14 protein-coding genes and 2 rRNA genes are annotated in these 18,258 nt (G+C 45.7%); 4 read left to right on the forward strand and 12 right to left on the reverse strand.

Going from position 1 to position 18,258, the window contains the following annotated elements; genetic code table 11:
* Positions 1 to 54: 54 nt before the first annotated feature.
* Genes T495_RS0109270 through T495_RS0109280 form a run of 3 tightly spaced genes read right to left on the reverse strand, consistent with a single transcriptional unit; the run spans position 55 to position 5,350 of the window.
* Positions 55 to 1,122 (reverse strand): PrsW family glutamic-type intramembrane protease, encoded by a 1,068-nt coding sequence (locus T495_RS0109270; protein WP_033148380.1) that lies wholly within the window; start codon positions 1,120 to 1,122, stop codon positions 55 to 57.
* Positions 1,122 to 4,130 carry a hypothetical protein gene (locus T495_RS0109275; RefSeq protein WP_155993558.1) on the reverse strand — a complete coding sequence of 1,003 codons (3,009 nt, stop codon included), beginning with the start codon at positions 4,128 to 4,130 and terminating at the stop codon, positions 1,122 to 1,124. The genes T495_RS0109270 and T495_RS0109275 overlap by 1 nt, the downstream gene beginning before the upstream one ends.
* Positions 4,127 to 5,350, reverse strand: coding sequence for a hypothetical protein (locus T495_RS0109280; RefSeq protein WP_033148382.1), 1,224 nt, complete (start codon positions 5,348 to 5,350; stop codon positions 4,127 to 4,129). The genes T495_RS0109275 and T495_RS0109280 overlap by 4 nt, the downstream gene beginning before the upstream one ends.
* A 550-nt stretch (positions 5,351 to 5,900) precedes the next feature.
* Here T495_RS0109280 and T495_RS15230 point away from each other — a divergent pair.
* On the forward strand, positions 5,901 to 7,667 hold the full coding sequence (locus T495_RS15230; RefSeq protein ID WP_197020375.1) for an ATP-binding protein: 1,767 nt from the start codon (positions 5,901 to 5,903) through the stop codon (positions 7,665 to 7,667).
* Between the two features lie 21 nt (positions 7,668 to 7,688).
* On the opposite strand, the gene T495_RS0109295 is transcribed toward T495_RS15230, so the two are convergent.
* From T495_RS0109295 to T495_RS0109310, 4 genes are all read right to left on the reverse strand, one after another.
* Positions 7,689 to 9,476 (reverse strand): LPP20 family lipoprotein, encoded by a 1,788-nt coding sequence (locus T495_RS0109295; RefSeq protein ID WP_051651964.1) that lies wholly within the window; start codon positions 9,474 to 9,476, stop codon positions 7,689 to 7,691.
* A gap of 29 nt (positions 9,477 to 9,505) precedes the next feature.
* Positions 9,506 to 11,299 carry an SUMF1/EgtB/PvdO family nonheme iron enzyme gene (locus T495_RS16170; RefSeq protein WP_051651965.1) on the reverse strand — a complete coding sequence of 598 codons (1,794 nt, stop codon included), beginning with the start codon at positions 11,297 to 11,299 and terminating at the stop codon, positions 9,506 to 9,508.
* Positions 11,300 to 11,391: 92 nt separating this feature from the next.
* Positions 11,392 to 11,592, reverse strand: coding sequence for a hypothetical protein (locus tag T495_RS0109305; protein WP_033148384.1), 201 nt, complete (start codon positions 11,590 to 11,592; stop codon positions 11,392 to 11,394).
* A 1-nt stretch (position 11,593) separates the two neighbouring features.
* Complete coding sequence (locus T495_RS0109310; RefSeq protein WP_033148385.1) at positions 11,594 to 12,940, reverse strand: hypothetical protein; 1,347 nt, start codon at positions 12,938 to 12,940, stop codon at positions 11,594 to 11,596.
* Positions 12,941 to 13,181: 241 nt separating this feature from the next.
* Between T495_RS0109310 and T495_RS0109315 the strand changes: the two genes are divergently transcribed.
* The 3 genes from T495_RS0109315 to T495_RS0109325 are packed head-to-tail and all read left to right on the forward strand — an operon-like array spanning position 13,182 to position 16,413.
* Complete coding sequence (locus T495_RS0109315; RefSeq protein ID WP_033148386.1) at positions 13,182 to 13,538, forward strand: hypothetical protein; 357 nt, start codon at positions 13,182 to 13,184, stop codon at positions 13,536 to 13,538.
* A gap of 56 nt (positions 13,539 to 13,594) precedes the next feature.
* Positions 13,595 to 14,341: a hypothetical protein gene (locus tag T495_RS0109320; RefSeq protein ID WP_033148387.1), complete on the forward strand. Its 747-nt coding sequence runs from the start codon at positions 13,595 to 13,597 to the stop codon at positions 14,339 to 14,341.
* Positions 14,314 to 16,413, forward strand: coding sequence for a DUF2779 domain-containing protein (locus T495_RS0109325; protein WP_033148388.1), 2,100 nt, complete (start codon positions 14,314 to 14,316; stop codon positions 16,411 to 16,413). Before T495_RS0109320 ends, T495_RS0109325 begins: the two co-directional genes overlap by 28 nt.
* A 77-nt stretch (positions 16,414 to 16,490) precedes the next feature.
* Here the strand turns inward: T495_RS0109325 and T495_RS0109330 are convergent, their stop codons facing one another.
* The 5 genes from T495_RS0109330 to T495_RS16065 all read right to left on the reverse strand — a co-directional run.
* On the reverse strand, positions 16,491 to 16,712 hold the full coding sequence (locus T495_RS0109330; RefSeq protein WP_028902443.1) for a DUF2795 domain-containing protein: 222 nt from the start codon (positions 16,710 to 16,712) through the stop codon (positions 16,491 to 16,493).
* 62 nt (positions 16,713 to 16,774) lie between these two features.
* On the reverse strand, positions 16,775 to 17,338 hold the full coding sequence (locus T495_RS0109335) for a cob(I)yrinic acid a,c-diamide adenosyltransferase (RefSeq protein WP_033148389.1): 564 nt from the start codon (positions 17,336 to 17,338) through the stop codon (positions 16,775 to 16,777).
* Between the two features lie 6 nt (positions 17,339 to 17,344).
* Entirely contained in the window at positions 17,345 to 17,863 is a 519-nt protein-coding gene (locus tag T495_RS0109340; RefSeq protein WP_033148390.1) for a hypothetical protein, read from the reverse strand.
* A 94-nt stretch (positions 17,864 to 17,957) separates the two neighbouring features.
* Positions 17,958 to 18,070 (reverse strand): 5S ribosomal RNA (rrf, locus tag T495_RS0109345).
* Positions 18,071 to 18,153: 83 nt separating this feature from the next.
* Positions 18,154 to 18,258 (reverse strand): 23S ribosomal RNA (locus T495_RS16065); the annotation flags it as partial.

The raw sequence follows: 18,258 nt of genomic DNA on the forward strand, positions 1-18,258 counted from the left end.
ACTTTGCAGCGCAAATAAAGGTCAGATGCCACTCAGAGAGCACTCGTTGAGAGATTATCCCAATTCGGGATAATCTGATGACATTTGGCATTCTGTCCGAAGGTCTTCGAGGGCTTTGAAATCAGCAGGATAATATTTCACAATAGGGGCGACGGTCATTCTAGCAGCCTTACCTAACCTCTGCTCAAGAAGTTTATATTCTTCGTATTGAGAAAGAATTAATGCCTTGTTTTCCTTCGTCAAAGGAAGATCTTTCACCAGACCTGATTCCCTAATCATTACCCTGCTCTTAGCTGCTACCGACAACTCCACATGCAATTGCACATAACAGATAATATCGAAAAAGTCCTCAGGAGGAAATATCTCTTTAATAGACTCTAAGAAGATGCCTGTTTGAGTGTTGTCCAACTGGCCGCTCTTGATGGAGTCAAGCAAAGCGAGCTGTTTGTCGAGACCTTTGTCAATCCAACGGTGGATCATATCTACATCGTAGTAATAAGTCCACACCAGAAGACCGCCCATGGTGCCGAATACGAAAATGAACTGTAAGAAGGGATTGAGAAGGAATGTATTGTGGAACACGTGCAGCACAGGTGCTTCCAATAACAGAAATATAGACATTCCTATATCGCTCTTTTTGATGCTTAATCGAGAATGGGAACGTTCAATGATACGAACCGCCAGCATAAGTCCGGCAGCAATGACGGCACTGCAACCCATGTGAATCAATGCCACCTCCAACCCTCTGAACAGTATGGTGCCGATGCTCATCCCATCGCCCAACAACAGATAGAACAGGTTCTCAAGGATGGAGAACCCACCACCTACGGCAGCACCGCAGATGACACTGTCGATGAAGAATACGATTTTCTTTCGGGTGGCTAACCAAAGGAGTGGGAAGGCCTTGATGATCTCTTCCAGAACAGGATTGAAGAATTCAGACTTATTCTCAGAGAGAATCGACCCTGTCAATTGGAACAGGCCGAAGCAGACCAATGCCGCCACCATCCCGCACAGCACCTGCATGAAGAGATTCTTTACGCTGATGAGTGAGAAATTGTCAATCTTATAGACTATAAAGATGTAGATGACAACCGGGAGGATGGCAGCAACAAATAACATTACAACAATTTGAGTGAAATCATGAATTCATTGTTTCCATGCCTTCCACCATCGAATCCCGATGGTGCAAACAAATGACCGTAGCCGATGGATAACGTCGTCTTGAGATAATTCAGGAACACCAGTTCAGTAGTCAGTTGGATACCTGTGCTGTAATACATCTTGTGAGATGAGTTGGGATTCCAAACGGAGAGCCCCGTCCCGAAGAATGAACACTGGATCCACGTCGGATAGCAGAACAGGGCACCGAAGTTGTTGAGGCGGAGCGGGCGCAGGTTGAGCTCTGCCGTTGCCTTGGCATAGGAGTGTGCTGAGATAGCATCGATGGCAGCACCAGGCATCGCCAAGGATGTACGATATTGGAAGGCGTTCCTATTATCAACATAGTTATTGCGGAAACCACCGAAATAGGTATTGCCAAACACCGACTCTTCATCGCCGAAGTTATGACCTGCTGCCGTACGGAGCCAGAACGAGGTGTTTCTGTCAAAGGGCACCAGTGTGCCAAAGTTGCCTGTAGCCTCTACAGAGGGATAGACTCGTCCGCCAGCCAGATAGCCGTAGCCTTCAACGCCCAGCTCGTAGCCCTGCTCTTTCATCACACCGCCCAATGTGGTGCGGGTCTTTGACCACTTCCCGTAAACCGATGCCGTCTGCATCGACCTGACATCCTGCACCTCAATCTCCTGATACAAGGGCAGTGCATCCATGTCGCCGTAGGCAGCCACCGAGAAGCCCCATGATTTGTCGTACGGCGAAATCAGCGTGTTGGAATAGTCGTAGGCCAGTTGCACCACATAGCCCTTACGGCTTTTTCGCATCGGACCGAAGAGGTCGTAGAAGTCTGTATGGTTCCAGGCTGCCTTGAGGTTCCAGAAATAGTATTTCCAGTCGAAGTCAACATGAAATCTGTTCTTCCAGGCGTTGTTGCTCCAAGGGGATAGACCGACCGACAGTTTCATGCTGCTCAGTCCCACGGGGTCGTTCACGTTAAAGCGATAGCCCAACACGGGGGTCATGTGATTCCACGCCTTGGAATCGGTAAAACCGCTGATGATAGGATAGGCCCCTGCGAACTTCATCTCTTTAAAAACATTGTAGGACGTGATGTTGTTATAGACATCGCCGAAGCTCTTCCTGGGCAGTGAGTCTCTGAGCAGACCCACCTGTTCCATCGCCTCCTTGTTGTTCTCGTATGCCAGTTGACCGTAGAGTTTCACGGCATTGGCATCCTTCACCACCTCACGGGAAAGCAGGACGGGTTGCAGTCCGTCGCGCTTGAACTGGAGCGCCAACAGCTGACCGGGCGTAATCTCCAATGGTGCAAAAAGGCCGATGTCGGTATTGGAAAGCATCTCCATCTCGCGTGTCTCTATGTTGATCTGCCAGAGGTTGGAGACACCCGTATAGTAGGAGCTACCGATCAGGTATTTGTCATCGAGCGAAAAGCGGAACTGTCCTAAGTTGCTGTCTTTCCAGGTAATCAGTTTCACGGGCTTGAAGATCGCCTTTGCCAGTTCTTCGGTATTGAACAGCAGAAGTGTGTGCTCGCCGTTGTCGCCCTGACTAGTGAACGACAGCCATTTGCCGTCGTGACTGAGATCCGTGTCGAACACGCTGACACCAAACGGGAAGGCATAGATCACTTCAGGATTCTCCAAGTCGCGGTCCATGCGCACAATCGACTGTGTACCGCCATTGGAGAAAAGGCCGTAAAGGCAGTCGTGGGTATTGTCATAAACAATACTGTTGATGCGCTGGAACTTCTTTTTCTTCACCACCTTCTCCTGCTGGATGTCATAGATCTCCAAGCCACGCATCCCCGCGTTGTTCGACGTATAGATGAGTCGCTGTCCTTTGCAGTCGAGGGCTACGTAAGCAGGGTCATAGAGCTGGATGCCGTAGATGTCGTTCAGCCGCTTCTGCTCGCCTGTCTGCAGGTCGATCTCCGTCATGTGTGCAAAGTCGCCAGGTGCATTCATGGCGGCGTATGCCTTTTGGGTAGCAGGGTCATAGACGAATGGTGACACAGATCCCAGCGGCTCTTGGGTTAGCGGCTTGGTCTCTGTGATAGGATATTGGCGGATGGCGGCAAGGTTCTCTTCCTGATGTTTCTTCTCGTCCTCCTTCCAGTCGTTCCATACTTTTCTGAGGGATTGTCCATAGACTTTCTTAAACTGTTTTCCGAAAAAGGTGCGACTGTCGGCCGTTCTGTTATAGAACTGGATCATCTTCTCGTAGCCGTAGGTCTTGGTGAGGTAGTTCACGAAGCGGGTGCCATAGAGATAGGCGTTGGCGCCCACCTGAAAATCCATCGTGGAACCTTCCGTTTCCAGACCCACCACAGAGTAGAGCTTGTCGCCCCCGTCGATGATACTGCGGAAGTACATCTCGTCGTAGCCGCCTAAAGCACGTCCGACGCCACCACCGAGCCAGGTCTCCATGAAACAGGCGATACCCTCGTGATACCAACGGGGCGCATACCAACGGGGTACGCTCAGGTAGCTCCATAGGGCAGAGACGGGTTGAGAGTTGTCGGTGCCCACCTTCGTTCCGAAGAAGCGGCGCCAGTTGAGGTCACGACGATTGTACTTGTCTGTCATGACGATGTGCGTATATTCGTGCTTGAACAGCTGACGGTATCGCTCACTTGACGGGTTGATGTAATACGACATGTTCAATGGAGCCATGCCGATTTGTATAAGAGAACGCGGTAACGGCGTTGCTCCGCCGTTACCGTCGTCTTCCCAGTCTGTCAATAACAGCAAGGGCGCTTCTGGCTGATAGATGGAATCACTGGTCCATATCTGCTGATGGAGCGCTTTGCCGTTCTGGTACATGCGTATCATGTGAGGGATGTAGCGCGATAGGTTCTTGTCAAAGAACACCAGCGTGGCTTCGTCCGTCTTATATTGGAAATAAGTCTGAGTCTGCCCCCAGGATATGCAGGGAATCAATGACAGCAGAACAACAGCAATCCTGTTACGCATGTACGTCGTCGATATCATGAATCAATTTTTCTTTTCTTCTTTTTGCCGTTCAGCTTTTCACTGTTACTTGCAGCTGCTGTCTGACTGATGACGTTACCAATCGTTTGGTTGAGGCTGAAGTTCTGGTTCTGATTCAGGTTTTGAATTTTTCCAGCATTATTTAATGCGGCGTTGAAAGCAGACATCACATTGCTGGCACTACCAATCTTCATAATCTGGGCATTAGCCAATGTTTGGGCATTAGCCACTATCCGGGCATTAGCCATTTTCTGGACATTGTTTAAGCCGAACTTCTGCATGCTGGCAACAACTTCAGTTGAAGCGTTCTTCATGGCCTCATCGAGGGCGTTGCTGAAGATCTTCTCAACCTCCTGATTATTCAGGGCCAGGCCGTCGTTTACGCTCTTAACAGTAACTTCTGCAGCATTACGGAATACTGAGCATATTCTCTCGAGTGTCTGCTGAGGAATAGCATTACTCAGTTTGGTTTCAACATTCATGTTCTGGGCCAGCTCGCAGCTTTGCAGCACGACAATCTTAGCATTAAGATCAAGATTTTCCACGGCTGCAAGAGCCTTTTCAGCACTAAGCAGGTTGCCCTTCTTGGCCAATGCCTCAGCACTTGCCTTGTCACCCTCGAGGGCAGCAGTCATCTGCTGGTACTCCAACCATTGGTCGCGGACAAGCTTCAGTTTGTCATCGCCCTGAGCAGTCTCTAAATACTTGTCGGTGGTCTCGATGAAACGGGTGGCCAAATTGTTCTGCTTCTGCAGCGTGGTGTAAGCCAGTGAGGCGTTGATGGTTGACTGGGCCAAGTCGGGGCACTCCTCACCACTAAGGGCGGCATTCAGGTTAGCGGCTGACTCTGCCAGTGAATTGGCAACGTTGTTCACCAACTCACGGTTGGCATTCATCTCCTTGAGCACCTCGGCAAATGCAGGGATGTTGCCGGCTGCCTCATTTGACATGTCAGCCAGCGTGCCGAACTGGGCGGCACGTGTCTGCATCACCACCTGGGCTGCCACAATACCATCCTTGAAAGCGGAGTCGGTCTGAAGGAGTTCTTCCATATTAGTAAGTTTCTCGGAAACTTCCTCACGAGAGAATCGGGCAGCCTTGCCGATGTTGCCATCTGCCTCGTCATGATTGACAGACCAATCAACAAAGTGAGAGGTAATCAACCCAATGGCGCATATTGCTACCACCGAACACAAGATAATAATACTTTTCTTTTTCATAGGCCTAATTATTACAGTTATTTTTCACTGACGCTAAATGTCATTCTTATAACATTGATTTTGCAAACATACAACATATTTTATTTTCATCCAAACTTTTTTGTATTTTTTTGCATATTTGTTGCTATATAGGTACATTTTCATGACCAATTCCCCCTCCCTGATTCCTGTCGCAAGTCCATATTTGAACTTAAATAACCGAAAAAGCAGCATGGAAAATCTTGACGATTTTTCCATGCTGCTTTTTTTAAGTTAGTTACGCGGTTTCTTAGCCGAATTAAATGATCAATATTCATCCTCATTGAAAATTAAAGTACATACTAAGTATCAGCGAATTACGCTACTCTGTGCCATTATTGTGCCAGTAATTTCTAGCTTTGGCAAGCGTCTCCTATCATCGCCGAGTGGGCACTGAAATGCGGCAAATGTCTGGTCAATAGAGAGTTTCGAGCACTGTCTAAATGATTGACACTTTTTTCGATTCCATCTAAATCTTTTCCATTACCTTTGCATCCGAAAACAAAGATGTTAAATTAAAGAAAGGATGCTTATGGATAAGAAATTCGACATTCACCCCAGTATTATTGAAGCCTTTGAGAAGATTGGCGAAACTGAACTAGTAGAAAAACTGACGGCTACAGACGAAGATGACGAGGAACTGGAAGACCAGTTCTCCTTTGGCAATGAGGAACCCACCCTACTCAAAGCCATTGAAGCCATTATTCAGGAAACAAGGAACTCTAACCTGGACAATAGTATCTTCTACTATCTGGAGAAGCCTTTTGAATATCTTGGCAAGCGACTGGAACTCGAAGAACCTGCCGTATTGATGCTGGCGCTGTTGGTAGGCCACTATGCTGATTTACACATCGACATGACGGACTTTATAGAGCATCTCCGATGTACGTCGCTCCAGCTGTTGCCCTACCTCAAACATATCGATACCCTTGAGGAGCGAGGCTATGTGATATGCAATCGCAGTGGCAGACGTCCCACATATCGTGTGCCCTACGAGGTTCTGGAAGCCATCAACAGAAACGAACCTCTCGAAGAAGCCAAACTAACAGACCTTTCGAGTGAAGATCTGATGAACGAGGTGAATACAATTTTCGACCAGTACGATGAGCATGAGCTGTCAACAGAAGCCTTGATGCGACGCCTCAACACGCTTCTTTCCAGCAATCCCCATCTACACCTTGTGAAGCAACTGAAGACCTACAACCTTGACGAGGTGAGTCAGATGCTACTGATGTATTTTGCTGACCAGCTAATCAATGAAAACGAATATTACATCTCAAACCGCCAAATGTTTCTGCTGATAAACAATCGTCAGCAATGGTCGTGCATCCGTCAACAGTTGGCTGGCAACAAGCATCCTCTGCAGGAAAAAGGGCTCATTGAGTTTTCCCATGACGGAGGCTTTGGCAATCGCGAGGCCTATAGCCTGACGATGCAGGCCAAGCGGACACTCTTCAGCGAGTTTAACATCAAGAACAACGATGAGGAAGTGTTGCGCAAGGGATTGACTCATCACGAGGATATCACCTGCCGTCAACTCTTCTACGACGAAAAGGTGGAGAATCAGGTTGAAGAGCTGGCCTCACTCCTGAACGAGGAACATTATCAGCAGATTCGTCAGCGCTTGAAGGACAAGGGCTTCCGCTGTGGGTTCACCTGTCTGTTTTATGGCTCGCCAGGCACAGGTAAGACAGAGACTGTGCTGCAGCTGGCTCGTCAGACCGGTCGTGATATCATGCAGGTAAACGTCAGCGAGATTAAAAGCAAGTGGGTGGGCGATTCTGAGAAGAATATCAAGGCGCTGTTTGACGACTATCGTCAGAAGGTAAAGGACTGTAAGCGCACACCTATCCTGCTGTTCAACGAGGCCGATGCCATCATCAACCGTCGTCAGGAGATGGCAGAGCGGGGTGTGGATAAAATGGAGAACAGCATCCAGAACATCATCCTGCAGGAGATGGAGACCTTTGATGGCATCCTCATCGCCACCACCAATCTGGAGCAGAACATGGATAAGGCCTTCGAGCGCCGCTTTCTGTATAAGATCAAGTTCAACAAGCCCTCCGTCGAGGCCCGCCAGCACATCTGGCAGAGCATGATTCCTTCGCTCTCTGTGGATGCCGCCAGCCAATTAGCCGCCCGTTACGACTTCAGCGGAGGTCAAATAGAAAACATCGCCCGTCACCACGCCATCGACAGCATCCTTCATGGCACAGAAGCCGACAACCTGCAATCCCTCATCATCCATTGTGACCAAGAGCGTTTGGAGAAGAAAATACGGAAGATTGGTTTTTGCTAAAAGCCAATCTTCTGAACGATCTTAGAAAAAATCCGAGAGTCCATAAACACCAAAGTCAGGATCCTTTTCTGGCTGCCATGTTCGTACCTTGATAACAGGATTATCAGGATTGTTCACATCCACCATCAAGAAAAGATAGCCTGTATCACCGTATGTACTGGAGTAATAATCCTGTCTGATTTGAATACCATAGGTCTCGCCTCCCTTTCCTGCCTTAATAATATCGTTGTCGGCAAAGCGTATGTTAATGTATTCGTTACCAGCAAAGCAATGGGCCAGATTACGCAGATATTCATTCTTAGTCTGTCGATTGTACTTGATGATTTTAGAGTCGATATACTGAGAACGCTCCATCGCATTTCTTGGTCTGTTTGTCACACGACCGGTAATGATGACAGCATTATCATCAAAGACATTGCGAACGAAATCGATATCTTTCAAAGCATATGCCGTCTGATAGTCCTCCATGAAATTAGCGAGGATGATACGAGCATCCTGGCTCCAAGCTCCTTTGAGCATGATATCATTGTATGCCTCCTTGCCAAGACCAAATTTCACCTCGTCGATTCTTTTCTGTTTGTCGAATATCAATACAATGTTTTCAACAAACTTACGGTTATTATTCCGGAATCTGAACGACATGGTTAAACCTCGACAGATTACTTTATCGCCTAACCTTGAGAATTGTACATCTGTGTTTCCAATAAACTGTGCCCTTCCGTAATTGATAAGCTTCTGAAACTGCTCATCACCACGTATGGTAAAATATTTCAGAATAGAGGCGTAATTCTTCTGCTGGATTCCTTTCGAAATGACATTAAGAATGGAGAGATAATCATCATAATTGTCAGTAGAGGCAATCGCAGTAGCAGCATTCTGTTGAGTTATTGTAAATGTTTCATGCTGCACATGTCGAGGATGGCCTTTCACATTGATATAGGCACCACGGAAGGGTGTATCATCCACGATGTTCATGACACCCTCAATCTCACGATCGATATGTGCTTCGCCTGCGAACTGGTATTCACATTTGATGCGCAGATTCTCCGCAATCTGACCAGGACGTAAGTCGATCACCCCATGCCCGTCTTTGGCACTATAGATATTGCTCCAGTCCATTCCGTCGAAATAGGTATAGTCGAAACTATTCACTGGACGGTCTTTATATGTCACTTGGATTTCCACCTCATCGCCGGTCTGACTGAGTGTTGCCACGCGAATATTTGAAAATATCTCATTGATCTGTTCTGGAATCCAAGTGATGAGCAGTCGTCTTTTTCCGTCAGGACACACCAATTGCACTTCGTTGGCATGCTGCAGACTCTTCAGTAGTTCAAACGACCAATAGTAATAGCGCAGGGCATCGTCAATCTTGGCTTTCTTCTCTGCTCGGATTGCACTTTCCACCATGTCGAGCACTTTGGCCTTACGCCCATCAAAGATACGATCCACCTCTGACACCTTGATATATCGAAGAACTTGGGCATCAGGCTCATTTTTAATCAGAATACGCTGGGTATTGGTCAATGTCGCCTGAGAATAGGTGTTGATCAGATTCTCAAATTTCCGCTTAGCATCGATTTTGCCGCCCTTTGAGATCTCTTCCATATCCATAAAGCTGGAAGCATTGACGGTAACAGAAATCTTACTGGTCAAATCCTGCAAAGCCGACTGGTCGGCCTGCTTCAGCGTGGTGCCCCAGCCTTCTCCATAGATATAGCTTTCGTCTGCCTTGATTTGGCTGACGCTCTGAGCCTGTATCTGAAGTCCCACAGCAAGAAGTACTATTGTCAATATCTTGCGTATCATATTCTTAAATGCTTTCTACGTGCAGGGAATCACTGGAGGGCAAGGCGCAATCCGAGGAAATGGTATCGGAATACGGGCGAAGAGTTGCTCCTATACGATACGCTGCTACTCTCCGCATTACTGCACCAACTGCCACCACGAATCACACGAACAGTACCCGATGTTGGCCCCATAGGATTCAACTGTCTACCGCTGTTATAATTTCCGAACCAATCCTGGCACCATTCCCATACATTACCGCTCATATCATAAAGGCCCAGTTCATTAGCCAGTTTTTTCTTGACATCATGCGTCTTACTACCGCTATTTTCGTCAATCCAGGCTACGTCTTTCACTAGAAAACTGCCACTATATGGGTATCCATGTGCCTTGTTTCCACCACGAGCAGCAAACTCCCATTCCGCCTCTGTTGGCAGTCGGAACTTTCGCCCAGTCAGCAGGTTCAGTTTTTGGATAAACACCTGACAGTCATCCCAACTGACTTGTTCAACAGGCCTGTTGCTACCTTTAGAATATGAAGGATTTTTGCCCATTACGGCTTCCCATAGTACCTGCGTCACCTCTGTTTCTCCAAGATAATAAGACGAAAGTGTCACCTGGTGCACTGGTTTCTCATTATTGCCTGTATCATCTCCCTGCCCGTTGTCAGATCCCATTTTGAATGTTCCACCATCTACACGTACCATGGTGAATGAGACATTGCCAATAGTAAACACTTGATTGTCGCCCACCGAAGCGGTTCCTGAATTAGAGCCCACTACTGTTTGTTCTGTTTTCGACTTTTCGAGCTTGGCAGTAATCCTAGAGGTCTCGTCCTCCCTGACAGTAAAGGTCATATTATAGTCATTATAACCTTGCTTGCTGATACGTACCTGATGCTGACCGACAAATAAGTCGGATACCATCTGCGGCGTATGTCCCACCTTCTTACCATCAATGTAGATATCAGCCATGATAGGCGAGCTGTTGATATCAGCCTCACCGAGGATGGGGCTTGGAGCTTGCAGGAAGATCGTCTGTGGCTCTGGAGTGACAGTGATATCACGCGTGGTATAAGAATCATGATGATTCTCTTTCTTGGTCTCAAAGACGTAGGTTCCTGCAGTAAGATTACCCGTCCATGAACCATTTCCCTTGAGCTCACCATTCACCCATATCTCCGCATTGCCATCCACGTTCAGGGTAACACTCGAGAAATTAGGTTTCAAGGCGACATTAACCACATGATTATTCTTTGGGTCATTAACGGTGACATTGCCTGCTTCAGCCTGATAATTAGGAGCTTGTACACGATAGTTATAGGTACCAAACTTCATCAGCTTAGTAGCTACGCCATCATTCGTTGCAAGAACTTCGCCGTCAAGTTCCACAAAGGCATTAGGTGGTGTCATTTGAAAGACAACATACTGCGAAGTGCGCGCCTTTCTGACGGAAGAAGTCTCTACCGCCCCTGTTACCAAAATCATCTCATAGGTCTTGGCAGAAGCTATAGTCACAGGCAGATAATAGTTTCGAAGGATGCCTAACTGGGGATGAGAAATGGTCATCTTCTTCAAGCCACGCGGCACATAGACCCATATCTCTGCGGGCTTTTGTATCGTTTTCACGATACCTAAAGCGCCACCATCAAATGTGAAGCCAGTCTGCGTGGTCACCACCTTAATAAGTGCTGCCACCTCTCCGTTCTGATCACGCTCAATAGTGCCATAGGTATTAGCTGTCAGGTCCGTTTCAAGTAATCGGAAACTACTTACAGAAATATTTTGAGCCTCCAGAATAAGGACACTAATGAGCATATTAACAATTACCAGTAATCGTTTCATCGTTCTTAAACACAAAAATCTGCTGCAAATATACAAACTATTCTTTAAATAGCCAAAAGGTTTATGGTTTTTATTTTAACAACATCCTCATTTTAGAATATCTTCCAATCCTTGCCCGTGATGATAGAGATGGGCTTTATCACCCGACAAAGCACCAGCCCTATCACCACGAGCCCCACCCTCGCCCAAAAGCTGACATCAGAGCCCACGAACCCGATGTAAACCAAATACAACGGGCTACATACCAGCGCTATTACCAGCAGGAGCGTGAGTGCTGCAAGGAGGAGTTTCATATTATATTTTATCGATAATATCCTTTAATGTGAAGTTGGGGTCCTGATTAACATCCTGACCATTAAGACTTGCACTATTACTATAAGCAATAGAGAGGTTGCCCGTTTGACTAAGAACGTCTGTCAGTTCTTGATATAAAGTCATGCTATTTCCGTTTGGATAATTATCCATTTTAATACCCTCTTCAATAATGCCAATATACTTATTGTCGGCTATTTTACGAATTTCTTTAAATGTCTCTCCATTACTTTTTTGAGAATTGTATTTTGAATCCATAAGACGCAAGAGTCCATCATTTCCTATAGTTATAAGCTCTTTTTGTAAAAGTGGTAAGTTGAGTTTCTTATACAGTTCTTCTGCTTTGGCGTTTTCATCATACTCTTCCTCTTCCACCATATCCTTGTAGAAATCAGAAACTTTTTTTAGCTCTGTCAAGTATTGTTCCTTCTCTCTCAACGTAGCATCGATAGACTTTACATGGTCTATGTCAATTTCTGATATGCTTTTAACCTTCATAGGCGTTTTTTGATTGCCTTTGCCTGTTGGAGTGAGTACCCTGAATTCATCTTTATGGCCATTGTTTATCTGCCAAACAAACACATCATAACCTTCTTTGTCTTTGTTTGTAAAAACTAACGACAAATTCTCATTAAATGTCAAATGAGATACTTTTCCTGTGTTGGTGTCATCGTAATGAACACTGATTCCATTAACTAATGAGTCAAGCCATTGGGAGAACGGATTGTTTTTCTTTTTTTTATTTTTTTTGTCTATACTATATAATTTAGCGATAAAACGCAAAGGGAGCCATATCTTGTCACCAGAAGTCCTGTCCTGGCATCTAAGTCTAGATTTGAATTTAGTCCGCAAAGCGCTATAGAGGTAGATTTCACCATCAAAGCCTTGTATGAGAGCATTTTTTGCAGCAGTGGCAGCAGCATTCATTTTCAAACCCTTTTGTAATTCTGACAAGATGTTATGATTTTTATTGTCCCTCAGAAATTTAAAGAAACGATTTAAGTATGATTTATAACTTTTTTTATATTCCGCAGGAGTTTTGTTCCTAAACTCACTGAGGTGCTTATCCATAGCATCTACAATTTTCTCAATTTCTGACCATTTTTGTCTGTTAACCTTAATACTGTCATTGTTTGAAGGTATCATTCTTACTAATAACTCCAAAAAAAGTCGCCCTTTGTTGGGTCCATAAATTTCTTCTGTATTTAAGGCATTTACTACTTGCTTGTACTCTTTTTTGCTTTTTATGTTGAGAGAATCGACAAACATTTTTATGAGCTCATTTTGTGCTTCTTTGATATCTGCCTCATTGATTCTTTTCTTTGCCATAATTATAATGTTTTTGAGTTAAACGTTTCTGTTATCGGCTGCAAATGTACAAACTATTTTTTAATAGCCAAAGGTTTTGGTGTCTATTTTTCTGACAGCAATGGTGTATAGAGGGTTTATGCATTGAGAAACTATTCAATACCTGTCTAAAAGATTGACACTTTTTGCTTGGATTGTATTAAATAATGTTGTATCTTTGCCTGCGGAAAATAAAAGTTGAACCTCTAAAACAATTAAGATTATGGCATTCGATTTTAAATCAGTAAAAAACGCCCCCCAAGACAAAACAAAGAAACTTGCCCAGAATTATCAACGCGAATTACTTCGAGAGGAAATAAAGAAAGAACGTAAGCCCGCTCTTGAGAAAAATGACTGGGGGCTATTGTTCTACTACTACTTCCTGGATGAGTTTGTCCGCTCATGTCATCCCGATTCGATACCACCAATAATAAAATCGATGATAAAGGACCCCGAAGACCTGCTGGCCAGCATAGAAAGAATAGCCATACTTTATGATAAGTATTGTGAGAGTTATGGCGAAGATATCCACCGTGTACTGGACATTATGCGAGAAATTGCGCCTAAAAATGGGAAATAAATTTGCACCTCCGACTTAAATTGCGTAACTTTGCATTCATAAATATTACAACGCTTATGGATATTAATACTGAAATTAATATTGGAAGACTCATTGCAGAAGAGAGGAGGCGCCAGGGTATAAACCATACAAAGATGGGCAGGCTCATCCATACTACTAGAAGCAATGTGAATAACATCGAAGAACGCGAAAGAATGGATACAGGACTGCTGTATCGCATCAGTTGTGTACTCAAAACCAACTTCTTTGCCCCTTTCGCTAAAGAGCTGGAGGAAAAAGGATATCAAGAACCTGCAGAGCCCACAACGGATATGCTGAAATTCACGCTGCAAGACGACGAGAAGGAGTTTTTTGTTAGTGAGGATATCAATGATGGCTATCAGGAAATCAAAGTGCTTGACGTTAGTCTCATCATCAATGGTGTGAACTACGATGAAACCATTGAACTGCCTCAGGAAATATTTCCACTCCTCATGTACGCTTATAGTTGTGCATTAGATGGTCTTTTGAGGAATTTAGACGATGAATCTCTTGAATTTCGTTTCTTCCCTTGGTTGGAAAGAAACCATCCACGTCTTGCTGGCGCAATTATGGAAGCTACAGAAGGTCTGCTAATTGAAAGAATTGAAGATGATGTAGATGGAAAATATCGCAATCATATCAACTATGAGGAGCCAACCAATGAAGATGACTGGTTCGAATTAGGCGATAACGATATCAGATATCTGATAGGTAATCTGCCCGACCGTATTCATAATGCTAAAAGACCCTTATCATGGCTACTACCAACTTTAGATTTCTGACCAAATCAGCGTTTAAGATTGCGCTGAGTTGTCCGCATAAGCTGTATTACTACGGACGGCCTGACGAGTATGAGAACGCCAATGCCAACGACGAGTTCTTAGAGTCGCTGGCCGAGGGTGGTTTTCAGGTAGGTGAACTGGCGAAGATCTACTGCGATGTGCCTGACGATTGCGATCTGAAGGACATCTTGGGGCATGAGGAGTCATTAAAACGTACGCAGGAATTGATGCAGCGCGACCAGGTGAACATCGCCGAGGCGGCCTTCTGCTTCGAGAATCTCTTTGTGCGTGTGGATATCCTGAGGAAAAACGGCAACGACATCGAACTGATAGAGGTAAAGGCCAAGTCGTGGAACCCCGATACGGATAAGTTTATCAGTTCCAGGCCTAAAGGGGCCGTTACCAGCGGTATCCGTCCCTATGTCTATGATGTAGCATTCCAAAAATATGTGGTATGCCAAGTCCTTGGTAAGGCCTATCAGGTGAAGGCCTATCTGATGATGGCCGACAAGAGTAAGCGAGCCGACATCGACGGTCTGAACCAACTATTCAAAATCGAGAAGAACCAGCAAGGTCGCACAGAAGCCGTGATGGCCACCGACGCCCGCCAACGGATAGCCCAGAGCCATCAGCAGGTGGTAACGCCTTTCGACGTAGATGAACTCTGCGACACCATCATTGCAGGCGAGACCACTGAGCAGACGACAGAGAAAAATCCTACTTGCATGGGGATGGGCTTTGTGCCGTTCGTTCATTGGGCTGCCGATTTCTATTGTAATGGTCATCGTTGTCCTGCGCCAATAGAACTGGCAGGCAAATGCTTGAAGTGCGAATTCCACTGCTCCCCCGATAGCGATAAGAAGGATGGCAAGCGCGAATGCTGGCTGACGCAGGTAACAGAAGACGACTATAATCATCGCCCACTCATCGCCACCCTGAACGGTAGTAGTCTGAGCACCAATCGCTCCAAATGGGTAAGCGAGGGGAAATACTTCATGGACCAGTTGACCGAAACGGAACTGAAGCCCTATAACGAGAAGACACCTGATGCGCCAGGCTTGGATGATTACCAGCGCAAATGGCTGCAGATAGGTCTGGAAACAAAGAACGAAGGCATCCTGAGCCGATTCAAAGAACATCTGAACGGCAACATCTATCTGGACATAGATGGTCTTCGCCAAGAGATGACCAAATGGAAGTATCCGCTCCACATGATTGACTTCGAGACCACAGCCGTCGCCCTACCATATTATATAGGTATGAAGCCCTACGAACAGGTGGCTTTCCAGTTCTCGCATCACACCATCGATCAGAACGGGCATATCAAGCATGCTGGTCAGTATCTGAACGAAGCCGTGACGAAGTTCCCCAACTTCGAATTTGTTCGCGAACTGTATCACCAGCTGAAGGATGACGATGGCACCATCTTCCGCTACGCCACCCACGAGAACAGTATCCTGCGTGCTATAGCCACTCAGTTGGCTGACAGCAACGAGCCAGACAAGGACGAACTGATCGCCTTCATCCGTAGCATCACCCACAACCACGAGGAAAAGAAAGGCGAACTCTACGATGGTCCACGCGATATGGTAGACCTGTTGCAAGTTGTGAAGCGCTACTTCTACCAGCTCGACGAGATGCACGGCAGCAACAGTATCAAGCAGGTATTGCCAGCAGTACTGAACAGCAGCCAGTATCTGAAAGACAAGTACAGCCAGCCCATCTATGGCTCAGAGATTAAAAGCTGTAACATCAAAGAGACAGAACCCCTGGCATGGATAAAGCTGGAAGCCGACGGACACGTAGACAGCCCCTACCACCAGTTGCCCTCAGTAGGCGAACTGATTGGTATGAGCGAAGAAGATATGGACCAGATGGAGCAGCTATCCACTGACGAGCGAGACTTTGAAGTGGCCAATGGCGGCGCTGCATTGACAGCCTACAACAAACTGATGTTCTGCGAGGGCGAAAGCATGAACAACGCTCTACGACGAGCCCTGCTGCGCTACTGCGAACTCGACACCATGTCGATGGTATTCATCTGGGAATACTTCAACGAGCGCACCAAATAAAAAATAAACAGCGAGATAGGCCAAAACCTGATCTCGCTGTTGTTTTTTTTAAAATGGTTAGTACTAATCGCTATAGATTAATATTCATCTTCGTTGAACAGGAAATCTTCCTTGGTAGGATAATCGGGCCAGATGTCCTCGATGCTTTCGTACATCTCACCTTCATCCTCAATCTCCTGCAGGTTCTCCAACACTTCGAGTGGAGCTCCAGAACGGATAGCGTAATCTATAAGCTCATCCTTGGTTGCTGGCCAAGGCGCATCTTCTAATTTTGAAGCTAATTCAAGTGTCCAATACATAATTCAAGTTGTTAGTTTAACTGATTCTTTTAATTTTGGTCGCAAAAGTAATCAATTATTTCCTATCTACCAACATTTTGCCATACTATTTCACTCTGATTTGCGTTAAAATTTATTTTTTTTGCCAAAACGAAGAGATAATCACTCAATCTGTTCACATATTGCAATATTTCGGGGCTGATTTTTGCCACTTCTGACAGCGCAACGATACGACGTTCGGCTCGACGACACACCGTACGACACACATGAGCCTGAGCTGCCTTCTGTGTTCCTCCAGGCAAAACAAATCCCTGTTTCTCGGGCAGCAACTTCATAATATCATCTATCTTATGCTCAACCATTTCAATCTCTCCGTCAGGAAGATGTGCAGAGGTGGATAGGGGTGTCTGCTCCTGATCGGTTGCTAAGTTAGTACATACATTAAACAAACAGTTCTGGATGCGGATAATCATCTCCTTATCTTCACCATCGGATAGCATTGAAGTCAACAAACCTAAATGACTACTCAGTTCATCCACGGTTCCATAAGCCTCAAGCCGTGCGCTGGCCTTTGAAACACGCTGACCGCCTACAAGCGATGTTTTACCCATATCGCCACCTCGGGTATAGACTTTAGTTATTCTCATAAACAGTTAGAAGTTAATTTTATAGTTTTGCTTATATCTTGTTTTATCAAAGAAAACAATACCGCAGTAATAGAGATCAAAGGTTACCGATGTTCTTGTATCTGACTCTATCTCATGCCAGCGCGCCCAATCACGCCAGATACCTTCAACAACCACCACGGAATCCTGATTGCATTTAGATAGCAAAGCCTCCCATCCATCTTGGTCCTCAATCGTAATTCTGGCTAGTTCTACCTTATTAATATTAGGTACGAATACCGTTTGATGACAACCAGCCTGCCAATAACGCTGGTAACAGTCGGGCATCATCGTAGAAGGCCGACGCCAATTGGCCAGACGGAAATACAGGCGCCCCAGTTTACTGGTAAGCCAATCATCGCCCACCAGTTGCTTATAGGCATAATAAGGCCAATGCTCGTTTATCACATAGCGAACAAACGAGTAATCGGTAGGCGACTGGATACCAAACCCTCGGCACCGATGAATACGCCCAAACCAAACCAAACAGCCTTTCACTTGATTCATTAGTGCAAAGATAGTGCAAATCGAGTAAAATACCAAATAAAAAAAACAAAAAAAATAGGAACCACTCGAAAGTGATTCCTACTTCGTTATAAAAAGACGGCGGCTTCCTACTCTCCCGCATTGCATTGCAGTACCATCGGCGCAGGTGGGCTTAACTTCTCTGTTCGGAATGGGAAGAGGTGGGACCCCACTGCAATAACCACCTGATATAGGTTATTGACATTGTCGACACAAGAAACCTCCGTAGAAGTTTGTTTCAGATACTAGATTACATCTGATAATATCAGCATGAAACGAAAGATTTCGGGCAATTAGTAGTGCTCGGCTTTGACGTCACCGTCTTTACACCTGCACCCTATCAACGTCATCGTCTATGACGACCCTCAATGGAGTCC

The sequence above is a fragment of the Prevotella sp. P6B1 genome, from assembly GCF_000702825.1.
Lineage (GTDB): Bacteria > Bacteroidota > Bacteroidia > Bacteroidales > Bacteroidaceae > Prevotella.